This is a genomic window from Vibrio sp. PSi01 (assembly GCF_054960695.1).
This window is the reverse complement of sequence record NZ_JBHNYN010000010.1, coordinates 46344-62227: the sequence shown is the minus strand read 5'-3', so window position 1 is coordinate 62227 and position 15884 is coordinate 46344. Positions and strand designations below refer to the sequence as shown.

At 44.0% G+C, this 15884-nt stretch carries 16 protein-coding genes; 10 read left to right on the top strand and 6 right to left on the bottom strand.

What is annotated here, in order from left to right; translation table 11 throughout:
* Positions 1–109 precede the first annotated feature (109 nt).
* Positions 110–508 carry a RidA family protein gene (locus ACFI6G_RS14485; protein ID WP_010429168.1) on the bottom strand — a complete coding sequence of 133 codons (399 nt, stop codon included), beginning with the start codon at positions 506–508 and terminating at the stop codon, positions 110–112.
* Positions 509–665: 157 nt separating this feature from the next.
* On the opposite strand from ACFI6G_RS14485, the gene ACFI6G_RS14480 reads away from it, so the two are divergent.
* The 10 genes from ACFI6G_RS14480 (at position 666) to ACFI6G_RS14435 (ending at position 9238) form a co-directional block, all read left to right on the top strand.
* Positions 666–1547: a LysR family transcriptional regulator gene (locus tag ACFI6G_RS14480; RefSeq protein WP_010429166.1), complete on the top strand. Its 882-nt coding sequence runs from the start codon at positions 666–668 to the stop codon at positions 1545–1547.
* A 792-nt stretch (positions 1548–2339) separates the two neighbouring features.
* Positions 2340–2741 (top strand): hypothetical protein, encoded by a 402-nt coding sequence (locus ACFI6G_RS14475; protein ID WP_010429164.1) that lies wholly within the window; start codon positions 2340–2342, stop codon positions 2739–2741.
* A gap of 1 nt (position 2742) precedes the next feature.
* Entirely contained in the window at positions 2743–3513 is a 771-nt protein-coding gene (gene atpB, locus ACFI6G_RS14470) for a F0F1 ATP synthase subunit A (protein ID WP_010429161.1), read from the top strand.
* A gap of 45 nt (positions 3514–3558) precedes the next feature.
* A complete protein-coding gene (gene atpE / locus ACFI6G_RS14465) occupies positions 3559–3795 on the top strand; it encodes a F0F1 ATP synthase subunit C (protein ID WP_004730405.1) in 237 nt (78 codons plus the stop codon).
* A gap of 54 nt (positions 3796–3849) precedes the next feature.
* Positions 3850–4320 carry a F0F1 ATP synthase subunit B gene (locus ACFI6G_RS14460; RefSeq protein WP_004730401.1) on the top strand — a complete coding sequence of 157 codons (471 nt, stop codon included), beginning with the start codon at positions 3850–3852 and terminating at the stop codon, positions 4318–4320.
* Between the two features lie 11 nt (positions 4321–4331).
* Positions 4332–4883 carry a F0F1 ATP synthase subunit delta gene (locus ACFI6G_RS14455; protein ID WP_462710333.1) on the top strand — a complete coding sequence of 184 codons (552 nt, stop codon included), beginning with the start codon at positions 4332–4334 and terminating at the stop codon, positions 4881–4883.
* A gap of 9 nt (positions 4884–4892) precedes the next feature.
* Complete coding sequence (atpA, locus tag ACFI6G_RS14450; protein ID WP_010429141.1) at positions 4893–6434, top strand: F0F1 ATP synthase subunit alpha; 1542 nt, start codon at positions 4893–4895, stop codon at positions 6432–6434.
* Between the two features lie 47 nt (positions 6435–6481).
* Positions 6482–7351, top strand: a complete 870-nt coding sequence (gene atpG, locus ACFI6G_RS14445; RefSeq protein WP_462710332.1) for a F0F1 ATP synthase subunit gamma — start codon at positions 6482–6484, stop codon at positions 7349–7351.
* 42 nt (positions 7352–7393) lie between these two features.
* Positions 7394–8779 carry a F0F1 ATP synthase subunit beta gene (atpD, locus tag ACFI6G_RS14440; protein WP_016766771.1) on the top strand — a complete coding sequence of 462 codons (1386 nt, stop codon included), beginning with the start codon at positions 7394–7396 and terminating at the stop codon, positions 8777–8779.
* 15 nt (positions 8780–8794) lie between these two features.
* Entirely contained in the window at positions 8795–9238 is a 444-nt protein-coding gene (locus tag ACFI6G_RS14435; protein ID WP_010429133.1) for a F0F1 ATP synthase subunit epsilon, read from the top strand.
* A 170-nt stretch (positions 9239–9408) separates the two neighbouring features.
* On the opposite strand, the gene ACFI6G_RS14430 is transcribed toward ACFI6G_RS14435, so the two are convergent.
* The 5 genes from ACFI6G_RS14430 to ACFI6G_RS14410 all read right to left on the bottom strand — a co-directional run bounded on the left by ACFI6G_RS14430 (position 9409) and on the right by ACFI6G_RS14410 (position 15813).
* Positions 9409–9987, bottom strand: a complete 579-nt coding sequence (locus ACFI6G_RS14430; protein ID WP_010429130.1) for an RNA-binding S4 domain-containing protein — start codon at positions 9985–9987, stop codon at positions 9409–9411.
* A gap of 118 nt (positions 9988–10105) precedes the next feature.
* Positions 10106–11755, bottom strand: a complete 1650-nt coding sequence (gene yejF, locus ACFI6G_RS14425; RefSeq protein WP_462710331.1) for a microcin C ABC transporter ATP-binding protein YejF — start codon at positions 11753–11755, stop codon at positions 10106–10108.
* A gap of 9 nt (positions 11756–11764) precedes the next feature.
* On the bottom strand, positions 11765–12787 hold the full coding sequence (locus ACFI6G_RS14420) for an ABC transporter permease (RefSeq protein ID WP_004730360.1): 1023 nt from the start codon (positions 12785–12787) through the stop codon (positions 11765–11767).
* Positions 12788–12818: 31 nt separating this feature from the next.
* Positions 12819–13907, bottom strand: coding sequence for a microcin C ABC transporter permease YejB (locus ACFI6G_RS14415; RefSeq protein WP_004730359.1), 1089 nt, complete (start codon positions 13905–13907; stop codon positions 12819–12821).
* Positions 13908–13917: 10 nt separating this feature from the next.
* The gene (locus ACFI6G_RS14410) at positions 13918–15813 is read right to left on the bottom strand and encodes an extracellular solute-binding protein (protein ID WP_016789879.1); all 1896 of its coding nucleotides are present in this window, start codon (positions 15811–15813) and stop codon (positions 13918–13920) included.
* Positions 15814–15884: the final 71 nt, after the last annotated feature.

The following is a 15884-nucleotide window of genomic DNA, read 5'->3' as shown; positions in this document are numbered from 1 at the left end:
AAAATAAGTCGTACATTTTGTATCTAGAGTGAACCCGTTCGCTTGTATCAATAAAACACTTCAATTCAAAAGAGTTTTGACCTGCAAATAGCCTTAGTTCACAGTCCGATTATTCAGGTTGAGACGCCGATGCATAAACAACGAATTCAACCAACATTTCTTCTCTTGCTAACCCTGCTACGACAACCGCAGCACGGTTTGGATAAGGTGCATTGAAGTATTCTCCGTATACGCTATTTACCGTTTTTAGATATTCACGGTCTGTCACGTAAATCAGAACTTGCAGCACTGAATCCATAGATTCGCCTGCACACTCCAACGTATGAACAAGGTTGTTAAAAGTCTGACGCGTTTGCGCTTCGATACCGCCGTCTACTACTGCGCCAGTTTCATCAATTGGAATCTGCGCTGTGTATAGAGTGCCGTTATTAACGATTGCCCACTCTAGTGGTGCTTTTGAAGCGAAAAGCTCGGTTTTTACTGGGTGTTTTTTAGTTTGTGCGTTCACGATTCCATCCAACTTTGTAACAACTATGTTTCAAGATGGTTAAATACTGCACCTTGACGACTGATAAATCTAACGGTAAATTTTGTGCATTTGATAAATAAAACCTATCACCTTGCGAAAAGTAAGGTATAGCAAGGGCTAGAGAAGGATCAGTGCCATGAGTATTAAGCTACAACAGTTAAAACATTTTGTTTTAGTGGTCGAAGAAGGCGGATTTCGAGCGGCATCTCACCGAGCAAATCGCTCGCAAGCGGCACTTTCTACATCGATAAAAGAGCTAGAAAAAATACTCGGTCAGCCACTGTTTGAAACAGGCAACAAATCAACCCTGACACCTTTCGGCGAAATATGCCTGCCAAAAATCATTCAATTCCTTAATGTTTACAAAGCATTAGACAACGACTTACGCGCAGCCGCGGCAGGACAACAAGGAAGAGTTAGAATAGCAAGCGTGCCATCAGTAGCGGCGAAATTAATCCCTAGCGTTTTAGGGGCCTTTTGTGAGCAGTACCCTAATGTAGAAGTCAGCTTGATTGATGATAATGCGGCAGGTGTGGAAGCGAGATTATTGTCTGGAGAAGTGGACGTTGCCTTAGGAAATAGCTCCCATTTAGAAGAAGAGAGCATCGATTTCACGCCTTTACTTTCCGATCCTATCGGTGTGGTGTGCCTCAAAGACAACCCTATTGCCTCTCAACAGGAAGGAATCGAATGGCAAACGTTGTTAAAACAGCCCTTCATTCGTAACGGAACTTGTACCCTGCTCGACCCAACACCTGCGCGAATGCTCAGCGAACAAGCCCTGTATTCAGTAGAGAACATCACTTCCCTGTTTTCGGTGTTAGAGCTCGGAATAGGCGTGACCACGCTGCCTAGACTGGCTTTCCCGACCAATGAAACCCGCTTGGTGTGGATTCCATTGATTGACCCGCCTTTACAGCGTCAAATCGGTATTTTCAGATTGTCTGATCGTACGATCTCGCCACAAGCGCAAGCTTTTCATGACTTATGTATTCAATATCTAAGTTATGAGGACTAATAGAGGGACATGATTGAATTTGTTTGCTTAAAAAGCGGTTGATAGAGCAACACATCAAGAAATTCCAGTTCGAATCTCCAGACTTTTGACCTTTCTATCTTGAGCTTAGTGCCCTAACCTTCAGATTTTTGCCCTATCTTCAGCTCCTTACATCCATGTGAGGAGCTGAATTTCTTCCATAATATTCATCTTAAACGCCGATTTATCCGTTTCGAATAGTTTGAAAGACGTTAAGAATGAAGTCGTGACAAACTATTTTGAAAAATAATCACTTCTAGATAGAGAACGCCGTATAGATAAATCACTCAATGCACGAAGGCTTTCATCGCTGACTAAAACTGGCTTTATCCACTTGTAAAATGGCACTCAATAATCAACTTATAAATGACGCTAAGTGTTTGAATAATAATAATAGATAAGCTCGTAATCGGCCAAAATAACTCTCTAAATTCTACTAAAATCCCCCTCTTACCATTGAAAATAAAGCATCTGAAATTTTCATGAATATACTAATAGAACTATTACTTTCATAAATGAAAAATACATCTTTCAAAAATGGAATTATTGATGTCGATATTTGTCGTTTTGATCACATAATTTTAGGCGTAATTTATATTTTGTCGAAACGATAGCGAATTAGTTTATATCCGTTTAATTTCTTCAAGCGATATAAAACCAGAAAGGGTATTTCTTTAAAGCAAGTCAAGTGTTATCAACAACTGAAATGTCGTAACAAGTTAAATTTAAACTGTGTTTTATATTTACTTACACTGTTTAACATAAGGTTTTATTATGAGGCTTAATGGGATAAGTAGCGACATCCTTGTTGCCGCTAAAAGAGTTGTTCTCTGCCAAATAGTATTAGCCATCGGTGTGGTTTTATATGAAGTGTTTTTTGGTAATAAAGTAGATATGGAATCATCAGCTTTAGGGATCGTCATCGCGATGCTACCCCCGCTGTTTGGATTTATATATGCAAGCCTAAAGGTGCGTAAGAACCCTAATTATAGTTTACGTGACTTAATGCAAATGAGTCGTGTCGTAAAAATAACATATACGTTTTTAATGTTTATCTTGGCGTTCCAATTCTTCAAATTGGATAACCCTGTAATATTATATGCGTACATTTTAACTATGGTTGGATATTTCTTAACACCATTTATTACCGCCTCTAATAGATCGGAGTACGTGTAGTATGGATCAAGTCACTACCGCTCATGAGTATATAGAGCATCACTTAACCTTCTTAACTACAGGGGATGGTTTCTGGGCATTCAACATTGACTCAATGTTGGTATCTTGGATCACAGGTTTACTGTTTATAGGCGCGTTTAGATATGTCGTCACGCGAGGCACTAGCGGTGTACCTGGTCGTTTTCAATGTTTTATCGAGCTTATCTTTGATTTTGTTAACAATCTCGTCAAAGAAATTTTTCAAGCGGAGGATAAATTAATAGGGCCACTGGCATTAACCACGTTTGTTTGGGTGTTGTTAATGAATGCAGTCGATCTATTACCTATAGATTTAATACCGGGGTTAACTCGTGTAATGGGTTTAGAACACTTTAGAGACCTACCGACAGCGGATGTAAATATCCCAATGTCGATGGCACTCGGTGTGTTTATTCTACTGTTAACTTATACGTTAAAAAATAAAGGTTTGAAAGGCTTTATCAAAGAGCTCACTACTCAGCCATTTGATAACCCTCTTTTATATCCTGTTAACTTCGTTCTTGAATTAATAACATTAATTTCAAAGCCAATATCACTAGGCTTACGATTATTCGGAAATATGTATGCAGGCGAGATGATATTCATCCTTATCGCACTAATGCCTTGGTGGATGCAATGGGCACTAAGTGTTCCATGGGCCTTATTCCACATATTAATCGTATTCTTGCAAGCATTTATATTTATGGTACTGACCGTTGTTTATTTAGCAATGGCAACAGAAGAACACCATTAATTAATAACTAAAAATTAACTAACAAATTATTTATCGGAGATACAAATGGATATCGTAAGCGCAGTTTTATATGTAGCAGGTGCATTACTGATCGGTTTAGGTGCAGCGGGTGCAGCATCTGGTATTGGTAACTTAGCAGGTAAATACCTTGAAGGTGTTGCTCGTCAACCAGACCTTACTCCAATGCTTCGTACTCAATTCTTCATCATGATGGGCCTTGTTGATGCTGTACCGATGATCGGTGTTGGTATCGGTCTATACATCATCTTTGCCGTTGCTTAATTAAAAGCTTTGAAAAGATCGATTTGTAAATAATCAAGATTTAGTGAGGAAGGTATGAATTTAAATGCCAGCATGTTTGGTCAAGCAATCTCATTCGTGATTTTTGTTTGGCTATGCATGAAATATGTATGGCCCCCTCTCACCGCGATGTTAGACGAGCGCCAAAAAGAAATCGCTGATGGTTTACGCCACTCAGAGAATGCAGCGAAAGAGCTAGAACTAGCAAAATCAAATGGCGCACAACTCGTCGCAGATGCGAAAAAGAATGTGACCGAACTGATTGAGCAAGGCAAGAAACGCCGCAACGAAATCATCACTTTAGCTCACCAAGAAGGTGAGCAAGAAAAGGCACGCATCTTAGAACAAGGTAGAGCTGAGCTAGAAGGCGAACGTCAAAAGTTACGCCGTGAACTTCAGGCGGATATGGCAGATGCGGTTATTCAAAGTGCACAGAAATTGATTAGCAAGAACCTAGATTCTGAAACGAACCGAGCGTTAGTTGATCAAATGATAAGCGAACTCTAAACGGAGGCAATATGTCAGATTACACCAATATTGCTCATCCCTACGCTAAAGCATCGTTCGACTTTGCTTTAGGTGAAAACAAGTTACAAGAGTGGCACTCAATGCTGTCCATTCTTGTGACGGTAGCGGAAGAAGAAACGATCGCTAAGCAGATTTCATCAGCAGAAGGTGTTCACACAGAGCAATCTGAAGAATTGGTCAATCTTATCATTCACGTATGCCAAGGACTCGTTGATGACCACGTCATTAATCTCATTAAAGTCTTGACTGAGAATGGCCGTCTTGCAGTGATCAGAGACTTGTTTAACTTGTTCAGCGACCTAAAGGACGAACATGAACGTGTAATCCCTGTCACTGTCACCAGTTCAGAATTGCTTACACAAGATCAAGTGACATCACTCACTGCTGCACTTGAGAAGAAATTAGAGCGTCAGGTTGAAATGGAACAGGTTATTGATGACTCGCTGGTTGGCGGGATCGTCATCAAGGCGGGTGAAACCGTCATCGATGGTTCTTTGAACACATCAATTAACCGATTAGCTCATCAACTTCACGCGAGATAGGTAACAATAATGCAATTAAATTCAAATGAAATCAGCGACCTGATTAAAGATCGCATCTCGAAATTTAATGTGAGCACCGAAGCTCGCAACGAAGGCACTATCGTCTCGGTTCGTGACGGCATCATTACCATTAACGGCCTTGCGGATGTCATGCAGGGTGAGATGATCGAGCTTCCTGGTGGCAAATACGCTCTTGCTCTTAACCTTGACACGCATTCAGTCGGTGCCGTGGTTATGGGTCCCTACACTGGCCTATCTGAAGGTATGAAAGTGAAAGGGACAGGTCGTATCTTGGAAGTACCCGTAGGTAATGGGCTTCTTGGCCGTGTCGTGAACACATTAGGTGAGCCAATCGATGGCAAAGGCCCAGTGAGTTGTGACCGACTCGACCCTGTAGAAGTAATTGCGCCCGGCGTAATCGAGCGTAAGTCCGTCGATCAGCCAATTCAAACCGGCTACAAAGCAGTAGACACCATGGTGCCTATCGGTCGTGGTCAACGTGAACTTATCATCGGTGACCGTCAGACTGGTAAAACAGCGCTCGCTATCGATGCGATCATCAACCAGAAAGACTCTGGCATTAAATGTGTTTATGTTGCGATTGGCCAAAAAGCGTCAACCATCGCTAACGTGGTTCGTAAACTCGAAGACCACGATGCACTTAAAAACACCATTGTTGTTGTGGCATCAGCTTCAGAGTCTGCCGCGCTTCAATACCTAGCACCTTATGCGGGTTGTACCATGGGCGAATACTTCCGTGACCGCGGTGAAGATGCACTGATCATCTATGATGACCTATCAAAACAAGCCGTCGCTTACCGTCAAATCTCATTGCTACTTAAACGCCCACCGGGTCGTGAAGCCTTCCCTGGCGATGTATTCTACCTCCACTCACGCCTACTAGAACGCGCAGCAAGAGTGAATGCAGAGTATGTAGAGAAGTTCACAAATGGTGAAGTGAAAGGCAAAACAGGTTCATTAACCGCGCTTCCTATCATTGAAACTCAAGCGGGTGACGTATCTGCGTTTGTACCAACCAACGTAATCTCAATCACCGACGGTCAGGTTTTCCTACAAACCCAACTATTCAACTCAGGTCTACGTCCTGCTGTTGACCCAGGTATCTCGGTATCTCGTGTGGGTGGTGCAGCACAGTGCAAGATCATCAAGAAACTGTCTGGTGGTATTCGTACATCGTTAGCTCAATACCGTGAGTTAGCCGCATTTGCTCAGTTCTCTTCTGACCTAGACGACATGACGCGCAAGCAACTTGATCATGGTGAGCGTGTAACCGAACTGATGAAGCAAAAACAATACTCTCCAATGTCTGTCGCTGAGCAAGCAACGGTTATCTACGCTGCAGAAAAAGGCTATTTGGCTGACGTAGAGTTGCACAAAGTTGCGCGTTTTGAAGAAGAGTTAATTGCTTACGCAAAAGGTCAAAACCCAGAGTTGTTCGACACCATCAACGCCAACGGTGACTACAACGACGAGATCGACAGTGCACTTGCAAAACTTCTCGGTGACTTTGTAGCGTTGAAAGCTTGGTAAACGCTCCGGTTTGTTGGCTGGAAATCAAAACAAATTAGGAGCAGATAATGGCAAATACTAAAGAAATTCGCACCAAGATAGGCAGTGTTAGTAACACTCAGAAAATCACCAGTGCAATGGAGATGGTTGCGGCAAGTAAGATGCGTAAAGTTCAAGACAATATGACGCTAACACGTCCATATGCCGAGAACATGCGCAAAGTTATCTCTCATGTCGCATCAGGGTCGCTGGAATACCAGCACCCCTATCTTCAACAGCGTAAACCAAAACGTGTTGCTTACATCATTATTTCGTCCGATCGGGGCTTATGTGGTGGCTTGAACTCGAACTTGTTCAAGAAAGTGCTAGAAGAAATGGAACAGTGGCGTACCAAAGGTGTTGAGGTAGAGACCACCTTAATTGGTTCAAAAGCTATCTCATTTTTCCAACGCAGCGGCAATGTTATCGCGCAAACGTCAGGTCTTGGTGACGCACCTAAATTAGAAGACATCTTAGGTACGGTTAACGCGATGCTAGGGCATTACGACGACGAAAAAATCGACAGTTTGTATCTCGTTTATAACCAGTTCATCAACACCATGGTTCAAGAACCAACGACCTTACAGTTGCTACCCCACCCCTCAGATTCAGAGGCCGATGGCGGTAAGAAAAAAGCGCGTCGTTGGGACTATATCTATGAGCAAGCACCAAGAGACATCCTCTCTGAGCTGTTAAATCGATACATTGAATCGCAAGTTTATCAAGGCATCGTAGAGAGCATTGCCTGTGAACAAGCAGCCCGAATGGTAGCCATGAAAGCGGCGACCGATAACGCAGGCCAACTCATCGATGATTTGCAGTTGGTTTACAACAAAGCGCGACAGGCTGCCATTACCCAAGAACTGAGTGAAATAGTCTCAGGTGCTCAAGCTGTCTAAAGGCAGGAAAAGCGGGTCAGAATAGAATTTGAGGATTTAGAGATGAGTGTTGGAAAAATAGTTAAAGTTATCGGCGCGGTGGTAGACGTCGAGTTCAGCGGCGGCAACAGCCCACGCGTTTATGATGCATTGAAAGTGACGAGCGAAGAAGCAAGCTCGCTCGTATTAGAAGTTCAACAACAGCTGGGTGGCAGTATCGTTCGTTGTATTGCAATGGGTACGTCAGATGGCTTGCGCCGCGGCCTCACTGTTGAAAACACAGGCTCTCCGATCACGGTTCCTGTGGGCGAAGAAACCTTAGGCCGTATCATGAACGTGCTTGGTCAGCCTATTGATGAATGTGGTGAAATCGGCCAGAAAGAAAGCTACGAAATTCACCGTGAAGCGCCCTCTTATGAAGAGCAAGCTAACAGCACTGAGCTTCTAGAAACAGGCGTTAAGGTTATCGACCTTATTTGTCCGTTCGCGAAGGGCGGTAAAATTGGTCTGTTCGGTGGCGCTGGCGTAGGTAAAACCGTCAACATGATGGAGCTTATCAACAACATCGCTAAAGCCCACTCAGGTCTCTCTGTATTTACCGGTGTTGGTGAACGTACTCGTGAAGGTAACGACTTCTACTACGAGATGAAAGAAGCTGGCGTATTAGACAAAGTTGCCATGGTTTACGGCCAGATGAACGAGCCACCGGGAAACCGTCTACGTGTTGCACTGACAGGCCTGACTATGGCTGAGCGCTTCCGTGATGAAGGTCGTGACGTACTCTTGTTCATTGATAACATCTACCGTTACACGCTTGCGGGCACAGAAGTATCAGCACTGCTAGGTCGTATGCCATCAGCAGTAGGTTACCAACCAACGCTGGCTGAAGAGATGGGTGTGCTTCAAGAACGTATCACATCAACCAGACAAGGTTCGATCACGTCTATTCAAGCGGTATACGTACCTGCGGATGACTTGACCGATCCATCGCCAGCAACAACCTTTGCTCACTTGGATGCGACCGTTGTACTGTCTCGTAACATCGCTGCATTGGGTCTATACCCTGCGATTGACCCGTTGGATTCGACCTCTCGTCAACTGGATCCTCTCGTGGTTGGTCAAGAACACTACGACATTGCACAAACGGTTCAAACCACGCTGCAACGTTATAAAGAGCTTAAAGACATCATCGCGATTCTTGGTATGGATGAACTTTCAACGGAAGATAAGCAGATCGTATCTCGCGCTCGTAAGATTGAACGTTTCTTAACTCAGCCTTACCACGTAGCAGAAGTATTTACTGGTCAGAAAGGTGTATTTGTACCGCTAAGTGAAACACTGAGAGGCTTTAAAGGCCTGCTAGGCGGCGAATACGACGATATTCCAGAACAAGCATTCTTGTACTGTGGTTCTATCGACGAAGTGCTTAACAAAGCAAAATCACTCTAAAAAGGTAGGTGCATCATGGCTATTGGAGTTACAGGCAATACATTTCAACTTAATATCGTAAGTGCGGAAGGTACACTGTTTTCAGGGCCGGCACATGCCCTAGCTATTTCTGGAGCGGACGGTGAACTGGGGATTCGCCCAGGCCACTCCCCTCTTCTGAGTAAGATAAAACCGGGCGTGTCTGTGTTCGTTACCGACCTTAAAGCCGAGGAGCAAGTGCTGTACATCTCTGGTGGTATGGTCGAAGTGCAACCAGATGTGGTAACCGTGTTAGCCGATACGGCCTTGCATGGTAAAGACATTGACCGTGCTCGCGCGGAAGAAGCGAAATACGCAGCCCTAGAGAACATCAACAAAGGCAATGTCGACATCAACTTTGCACAAGCTCAACTGGAGCTGGCGAAAGCTGTCGCTCAGCTTCGTGCATCAGAATTGACATCTTCTCGCACTCGTCACTGAGAAGAAGCGTTATTTGCCGTTAGCTGTGCTAGCAAACAAATACAAAAAAGGCTCACTGAATAGTGAGCCTTTTACTATCTGCTTAACGCAAAACCGAAGTTTAACGTTGCTCGAATTTCAAAAGAATAGTTTTAGATCTGTAGTTTAGAGCTATAGTTTAGAGCTATAGTTTAGAAGAATTCAATCGAGTTACGGCCGCTTTTGTCGTCACGTTGTGGCTTAGGCGTATCCGCTTTCTTTTTCGCTTTGTTATCTTTCTTCTTTTCTTTTTTCTCTTTCTTAGGTTCTGCCTTTGCACTTAGCATTTCAGACATGCTTTTCTTAGACTCTTTCTTTTTTGAGTCTTTGCTTGGCTGATCTTTTTTAGCCTGAGATTTTTTAGACTGACCTTTCTTCGCCTTGCTGTCTTTTTTAGGCGCATCTTTCTTTTTCGGCTTGTCTGATTCTTCCTGTACTGGCTGGTCACACACCACTACATAGTATTCTTGATTGAATTCAAAGAAATCGCCATCGTACATTTTGCGGCGTTTTCGAGTTTCAAGCTCACCATTTACTGCTACGTAGCCTTCAGATATGATGTGTTTAGCTTCACCGCCACCACTCACTAGGTTAGCTATTTTAAACACTTTGTAGAGCTCGATTGGCTGTGATGAAACATCGATACCAATTGCTTCAATTTCAATCTCTTCGCCTTCTTCGCCCAGCTCTTGGCCTTCGTAGTCAGCGTCTTCGTAATGTTCTTGGTCCATGGTGACCTCTACCTAAATATGTACTTCTGAAATATTGGGCGCAGTGTAATCTTAAAACAACAAAATGACCATGTTGAATTCATCCAGCGCCCATTTGTTCTCGTTACGCCCGACTTGGCTACACACCACCCACATTGGAGAGGCTGACAAGCTGCTTGGTATATTCATGTTGCGGATTACCAAACAAAGTCTCAGTGTCACCCTTCTCAATCACCTCGCCAGCTTTCATTACAATGGTGTAATGACACAAGGATTTCACGACATTCAAATCATGACTGATAAACAAATAGGTCAGACCGTACTTTTCTTGAAGTGACTTGAGTAGATCTAACACTTGCGCTTGTACCGTTCTGTCTAATGACGATGTTGGTTCATCTAGCAAGATAAACTCTGGCTTAAGGATCAGAGCTCGTGCAATGGCGATACGTTGCCTCTGCCCGCCAGAAAACTCATTCGGGTAACGGTGGCGAGTTTCTGGGTCTAAGTCGACCTCTTTCATTACGTCACAGATACGTTGGTCGAGTTCAGTGTCATCAAGTTGTTGATGAACCAATAGACCTTCACCAATCACTTGCGCAACCGACATTCTAGGATTCAATGCAGAAAACGGGTCTTGAAAGACGACTTGCATACGACTTCGAAACGGTAGCATCTGCTGGCGGTTTAAGCCTTGAATTTGTTCGTCAGCGTAGGTAATCGAGCCTTCACTTTCAACCAATTTGAGGATCGCCATACCGGTTGTTGATTTGCCAGAGCCACTCTCTCCTACTAGGCCTATTGAGTGCCCCTTTTTCAAGGTGAATTCCATGTCGGTGACAGCTTTAACATGTGAAATCGTACGCTTGAATAAACCGCCCGTAATCGGGAACCAAACACGAAGTTGATTAACATCGAGCAGAGGTTCACTTTCCGGAGAAACTGGAACGGGCAAGCCTTTCGGATCAGAGTTAATAAGCTTTTGGGTGTAAGGATGAGCTGGCGCATTAAACAGAGTATGACAGTCGTTGCTTTCGACTAAGCGACCATCTTTCATTACCGCGACTCTGTCGGCAATTTGACGAACAATACTTAAGTCATGGGTGATAAAAAGCATCGCCATACCAAGCTCTTGTTGCAGGTCTTTTAAAAGGTCTAGAATTTGCGCTTGCACCGACACATCTAATGCCGTTGTTGGCTCATCAGCGATAAGCAACTCTGGTTCATTAATCAGCGCCATCGCAATCATCACACGCTGACGTTCGCCACCAGATAACTCATGTGGGTACGCTGAAATTTTTTGCTCGGGGTAACGAATACCCACCTTTGAAAGCCACTCTATAGCCAAGGCTTGCGCTTTGTTAGTTCGCATTCCTCGGTGAATAGAGAGAGTTTCAACCAGCTGTTTACCGACTCTATGAAGCGGATTAAGCGAAACCATAGGTTCTTGAAAGATCATACCAATGCGGCCACCACGAATCCCACGCAATTGTCTTTCAGAACAACTCAGAATATCGGTGCCAGAGAAATTGATCTTACCGTTCAAGTAATGCGACGAGCCTTTAGGCAGCAACTTCAACACAGAGTTAGCTGTAACCGATTTACCGGAACCACTCTCGCCCACCAGCGCGAGTGTCTCACCTTTGTATATTTCTAAAGAGACATCTTGCGTCACTTGCTCTATCGAATCTTTTCGCCCAAAACCGACTGATAATTTATCGATGGTCAGAACTGGAGATGCATTAGCAGCCTCTACTGTTGCCCCTGAAGTAGGAACTGTATTTGAAGTCATAACTTATCCTTACTTCTGTTGATGTGGATCGAAGGCATCACGTACTGCTTCACCAACGAAGACAAGTAACGTAAGCATCAACGAAAGTACGACAAAGGCAGAAATACCAAGCCAAGGCGCTTGTAAGTTAGCTTTACCTTGTGCCAAGAGCTCACCTAGTGAAGGTGAACCCGCAGGAAGACCAAAGCCCAAGAAATCTAATGAGGTTAATGTGGTCACCGAGCCAGAAAGGATAAACGGCATCATGGTTAACGATGCAACCATCGCGTTAGGTAACATATGACGAAGCATAATGCGTTTATCGTCGACACCCATAGCCTGTGCGGCGCGCACATAATCAAAGTTTCGACAGCGTAAAAATTCCGCTCGCACGATGCCGACTAAACTCATCCAACTGAACAGCACCATAATTCCGAGCAGCCACCAGAAGTTCGGCTCAATAAAGCTCGACAGAATGATCAGCAAGAACAGAGTCGGCATGCCAGACCAGACTTCAATGAAGCGCTGCCCGAACAAGTCCACCCAACCACCGTAGTAACCTTGTGTCGCTCCGACAACAACGCCGACCACGCTCGATACAATCGTCAGAATGAAACCAAACAGAACGGAAATACGGAAGCCATAAATGATACGAGCTAACACATCTCGCCCTTTATCATCGGTTCCTAGCCAGTTCACCGAATCGGGTTCCGATGGCACTGCGCCAGAAATATCGAAGTTTATCGTGTCGTAGCTAAACGGAATGATTGGCCACACGATGTAACCGCTGTCTTCAATGAGCTCGATAACATATGGGTCTTTGTAATCGGCCTCTGTTTCAAACTCACCGCCAAATTCTGTCTCGGCGTATTCATTGATAACAGGCACAAACCACTGATTATCATAAGAAACCAAGAGTGGCTTATCGTTGGCAATGATTTCAGCGAACAGGCTCAGGCCAAACAAGATGGTAAATATCCAAAGGGAGATAAAACCACGCTTGTTTGCTTTAAAACGTAACCAACGAGCTTCAGCTAAAGGGTTGTTAAACATTTATTATCAATACCTTGTTATTCGTTCGCCATTAACGCGCTTCAAAATCAATTCGAGGATCAACCCAGGTATAAGTCAGGTCGGAGATAATGCTCAGCACCAAGCCAAGCAAGGTCATGATATAGAGAGAGCTGAACACCACGGGATAGTCACGTTGAATGGTCGATTCAAAACCAAGCAGACCAATGCCTTCGAGTGAAAACATCACTTCAATCAACATAGAACCTGTGAAGAAAATACTAATAAACGCGCTTGGGAAACCGGCAATAATGATCAACATAGCGTTACGAAAAACATGCTTGTAGAGAATACTGCTCTCGTCCAAGCCTTTAGCTCTCGCCGTCACCACATATTGCTTATTGATTTCATCAAGGAAGGAGTTTTTGGTCAACATGCTCAGTGTGGCAAAGCCACCGATGACCATCGCAAAAATAGGCAAAGCTAAGTGCCAAAAGTAGTCACCAATTTGCTGATACCAATTGAGCTGGTCGAAGTTACTCGACACTAACCCACGCAATGGGAACCAACTGAAGTAGTTACCGCTCGCGAACAAAATAATCAGGATAATCGCAAACAAGAAGCCCGGAACCGCATAGCCTACAATCACCACCGCACTCGACCAAATATCAAAACGAGAGCCGTGATGTATCGCCTTCATGATGCCTAGGGGTATCGAAATCACATAGATGATTAAGGTACTCCAAAGCCCTAAGGAAATGGAGACAGGTAAACGCTCAATGATTAAATCAATCACGTTACCGCCCTTAAACAGGCTTTCACCAAAGTTAAAGGTCGCGTAGTTTTTCAACATATCGAAGTAGCGGACGTGAATCGGCTTATCAAAACCAAATTGCTTTTTGATCTCTTCAACCACTTCAGGATCAAGCCCACGTGACCCTTTATAGCCACTCGCAGACGCTTGGTCACTTTCGCTTAAATCAACTTCTTGCCCACCACCAGAAAAACGCTCCATGATGCCAGAGTTATGCCCTTCTAATTGGGCGACGGCTTGCTCTACGGGACCACCAGGCGCGATCTGAATAATGAAAAAGTTGATGGTGATGATCGCCCACAGCGTGGGGATCACCAATAATAAGCGTCGAAATATATACGCGGCCATTAACTAACTCCTAGCGACGTTTTTCAGGAAGCAAAGCCGCCTTCTCTTCTGAAATCCACCATGTATCGATACCTAAATCGTATTTAGGCAATACATCTGGACGCTCAAACTTGTCCCACATTGCTACGCGGTACTCACCAACGTGCCATTGCGGGATATTGTAGAAATTCCACTGCAATACACGGTCAAGTGAACGACCTAGCGTAAGAAGCTTTTCAGGATGTTGTTGGTTACGCGCAATTTCTTCTGTTAACGCGTCAACCACCGGATCCATTACACCAGCAGTATTGTAAGTAGAATCAATGTAGTTAGAGTTCCAAACAATCATTAAGTTCGGGCTAGGATAAGGGTTTGCAGAAAATGACGACGAAACCATGTCGAAGTCACGATCACGCAAGCGTTTGATGTACTGAGTAGTATCAATAGTACGGATCTTCATCTCAATACCCATACGCTTAAGGTTCTTTTGAACCGGCGTTGCGATACGTTCCGTAGTTGGACTGTAAATCAACAACTCAAATGACATCGGCTTGCCGGTCTTTTCGTTGGTCATTACTTTGTCTTTCAGTACCCAACCTGCTTCTTTCAAAAGTTTGAAAGCAGTACGCATTTGGCTACGAATACGGCCGCTACCGTCGGTGACTGGCGGTTGGAATTCTTCTGTGAACACTCTCGCTGGAATTTGGTCTTTATATTGAGACAACAACTCGACTTCAGCTTCGCTTGGTAAACCTTTCGCTTCATAATCTGTATTTTGGAAGTAACTACGAGTACGTTTGTACTGGCCATAAAACATGTTCTTGTTCATCCACTCAAAGTCCATCGCGTACGTTAATGCTTCACGAACTTTAGGGTCAGAAAACACAGGAGACTGAATATTGAAGACAAAACCTTGAGTCGTTTCAGGCTTCTCGTGGTTAATCTCTTCTTTAATGATATAGCCTTTATCGAAGTTTGAGCCCGTGTAAGAGTTGGCCCAGAACTTAGCTGAATTTTCGGTTCGAAGATCGAACTCCCCTGCTTTGAAAGCTTCCAGCATTACGGTGTCATCACGGTAGTAATCGTATTGCACTTGCTTGAAATTATTGCGACCCACGTTAACTGGCAGATCTGCAGCCCAGTAATTTTCATCTAGGCCGTAGGTAACACTTTGACCCGATTTATAGCTGATGATTTTATATGGACCACTGCCGACTGGCGGCTCACTCAGCGGCTCAGACAACTTTCTGTCTTTCCAAAAATGTTGGGGTAATACGCGAGTGCTTTGTGCAAAGCTAAACAGCTTCTCACGATTTGGCTTGCTCATCTCAATACGAACAACCAAATCAGAGACTGCCGTTACTGATTCGATCTCTTTGTAATACACGCGATATTGAGGCACGCCCTCTTTTGAAAACTTATCAAAAGTGAATGCAACATCGTGCGCGGTGATAGGCTCGCCATCTTGGAATTTAGCATTTGGGTTGATATCGATTTCCATCCAAGTGAAATCACTGGCGTAGCGAACTTTTGAAGCAATTAACGGATAATACGCATCAATCTCGTCACTCGGAGAAAACATCAATGTATCGTAAATTTCCCCTGTGTAACTCGCAGCAACGCCGCGGGAACCGAATCGATTGAAGCTATCGTAAGTACCTATGCTGCCATAGGTCACTTTACCCTGCTTTGGCGCATCAGGATTAACGTAATCGAAATGAGTAAAATCGGTAGGATATTTTGCTTCACCAAAACCAACCAGTTGCGTGGTTTCAATAACGGTGATGTCGGGAGTTGAATCGGTATCAGAAGCGAAAGTGATAGAGGGTTGTAAAGCAATAAGCGGCAGCATGACTGCACATTTGGCTAAGTTAAACCTGAAAAACTGAGTGCGCTGCGAGGCTTTGTGTCGAAAAACTGTTCCCATTTGACTCTCCCTTCAAATGTCATGAATTCTATATTCACATTGATTAATCGGCTTTAATGTAGGCCGTTAAA

What these genes read in the sequence shown, in the direction of transcription:
- ACFI6G_RS14475 (WP_010429164.1), top strand. Translation starts at nt 2,340, where the DNA reads ATGAGGCTTAATGGGATAAGTAGCGACATCCTTGTTGCCGCTAAAAGA.
- atpA (WP_010429141.1), top strand. Translation starts at nt 4,893, where the DNA reads ATGCAATTAAATTCAAATGAAATCAGCGACCTGATTAAAGATCGCATC.
- atpG (WP_462710332.1), top strand. Translation starts at nt 6,482, where the DNA reads ATGGCAAATACTAAAGAAATTCGCACCAAGATAGGCAGTGTTAGTAAC.
- ACFI6G_RS14410 (WP_016789879.1), bottom strand. Translation starts at nt 15,813, where the DNA reads ATGGGAACAGTTTTTCGACACAAAGCCTCGCAGCGCACTCAGTTTTTC.
- atpB (WP_010429161.1), top strand. Translation starts at nt 2,743, where the DNA reads ATGGATCAAGTCACTACCGCTCATGAGTATATAGAGCATCACTTAACC.
- atpD (WP_016766771.1), top strand. Translation starts at nt 7,394, where the DNA reads ATGAGTGTTGGAAAAATAGTTAAAGTTATCGGCGCGGTGGTAGACGTC.
- atpE (WP_004730405.1), top strand. Translation starts at nt 3,559, where the DNA reads ATGGATATCGTAAGCGCAGTTTTATATGTAGCAGGTGCATTACTGATC.
- ACFI6G_RS14455 (WP_462710333.1), top strand. Translation starts at nt 4,332, where the DNA reads ATGTCAGATTACACCAATATTGCTCATCCCTACGCTAAAGCATCGTTC.
- ACFI6G_RS14480 (WP_010429166.1), top strand. Translation starts at nt 666, where the DNA reads ATGAGTATTAAGCTACAACAGTTAAAACATTTTGTTTTAGTGGTCGAA.
- ACFI6G_RS14420 (WP_004730360.1), bottom strand. Translation starts at nt 12,787, where the DNA reads ATGTTTAACAACCCTTTAGCTGAAGCTCGTTGGTTACGTTTTAAAGCA.
- yejF (WP_462710331.1), bottom strand. Translation starts at nt 11,755, where the DNA reads ATGACTTCAAATACAGTTCCTACTTCAGGGGCAACAGTAGAGGCTGCT.
- ACFI6G_RS14460 (WP_004730401.1), top strand. Translation starts at nt 3,850, where the DNA reads ATGAATTTAAATGCCAGCATGTTTGGTCAAGCAATCTCATTCGTGATT.
- ACFI6G_RS14415 (WP_004730359.1), bottom strand. Translation starts at nt 13,907, where the DNA reads ATGGCCGCGTATATATTTCGACGCTTATTATTGGTGATCCCCACGCTG.
- ACFI6G_RS14435 (WP_010429133.1), top strand. Translation starts at nt 8,795, where the DNA reads ATGGCTATTGGAGTTACAGGCAATACATTTCAACTTAATATCGTAAGT.
- ACFI6G_RS14430 (WP_010429130.1), bottom strand. Translation starts at nt 9,987, where the DNA reads ATGGACCAAGAACATTACGAAGACGCTGACTACGAAGGCCAAGAGCTG.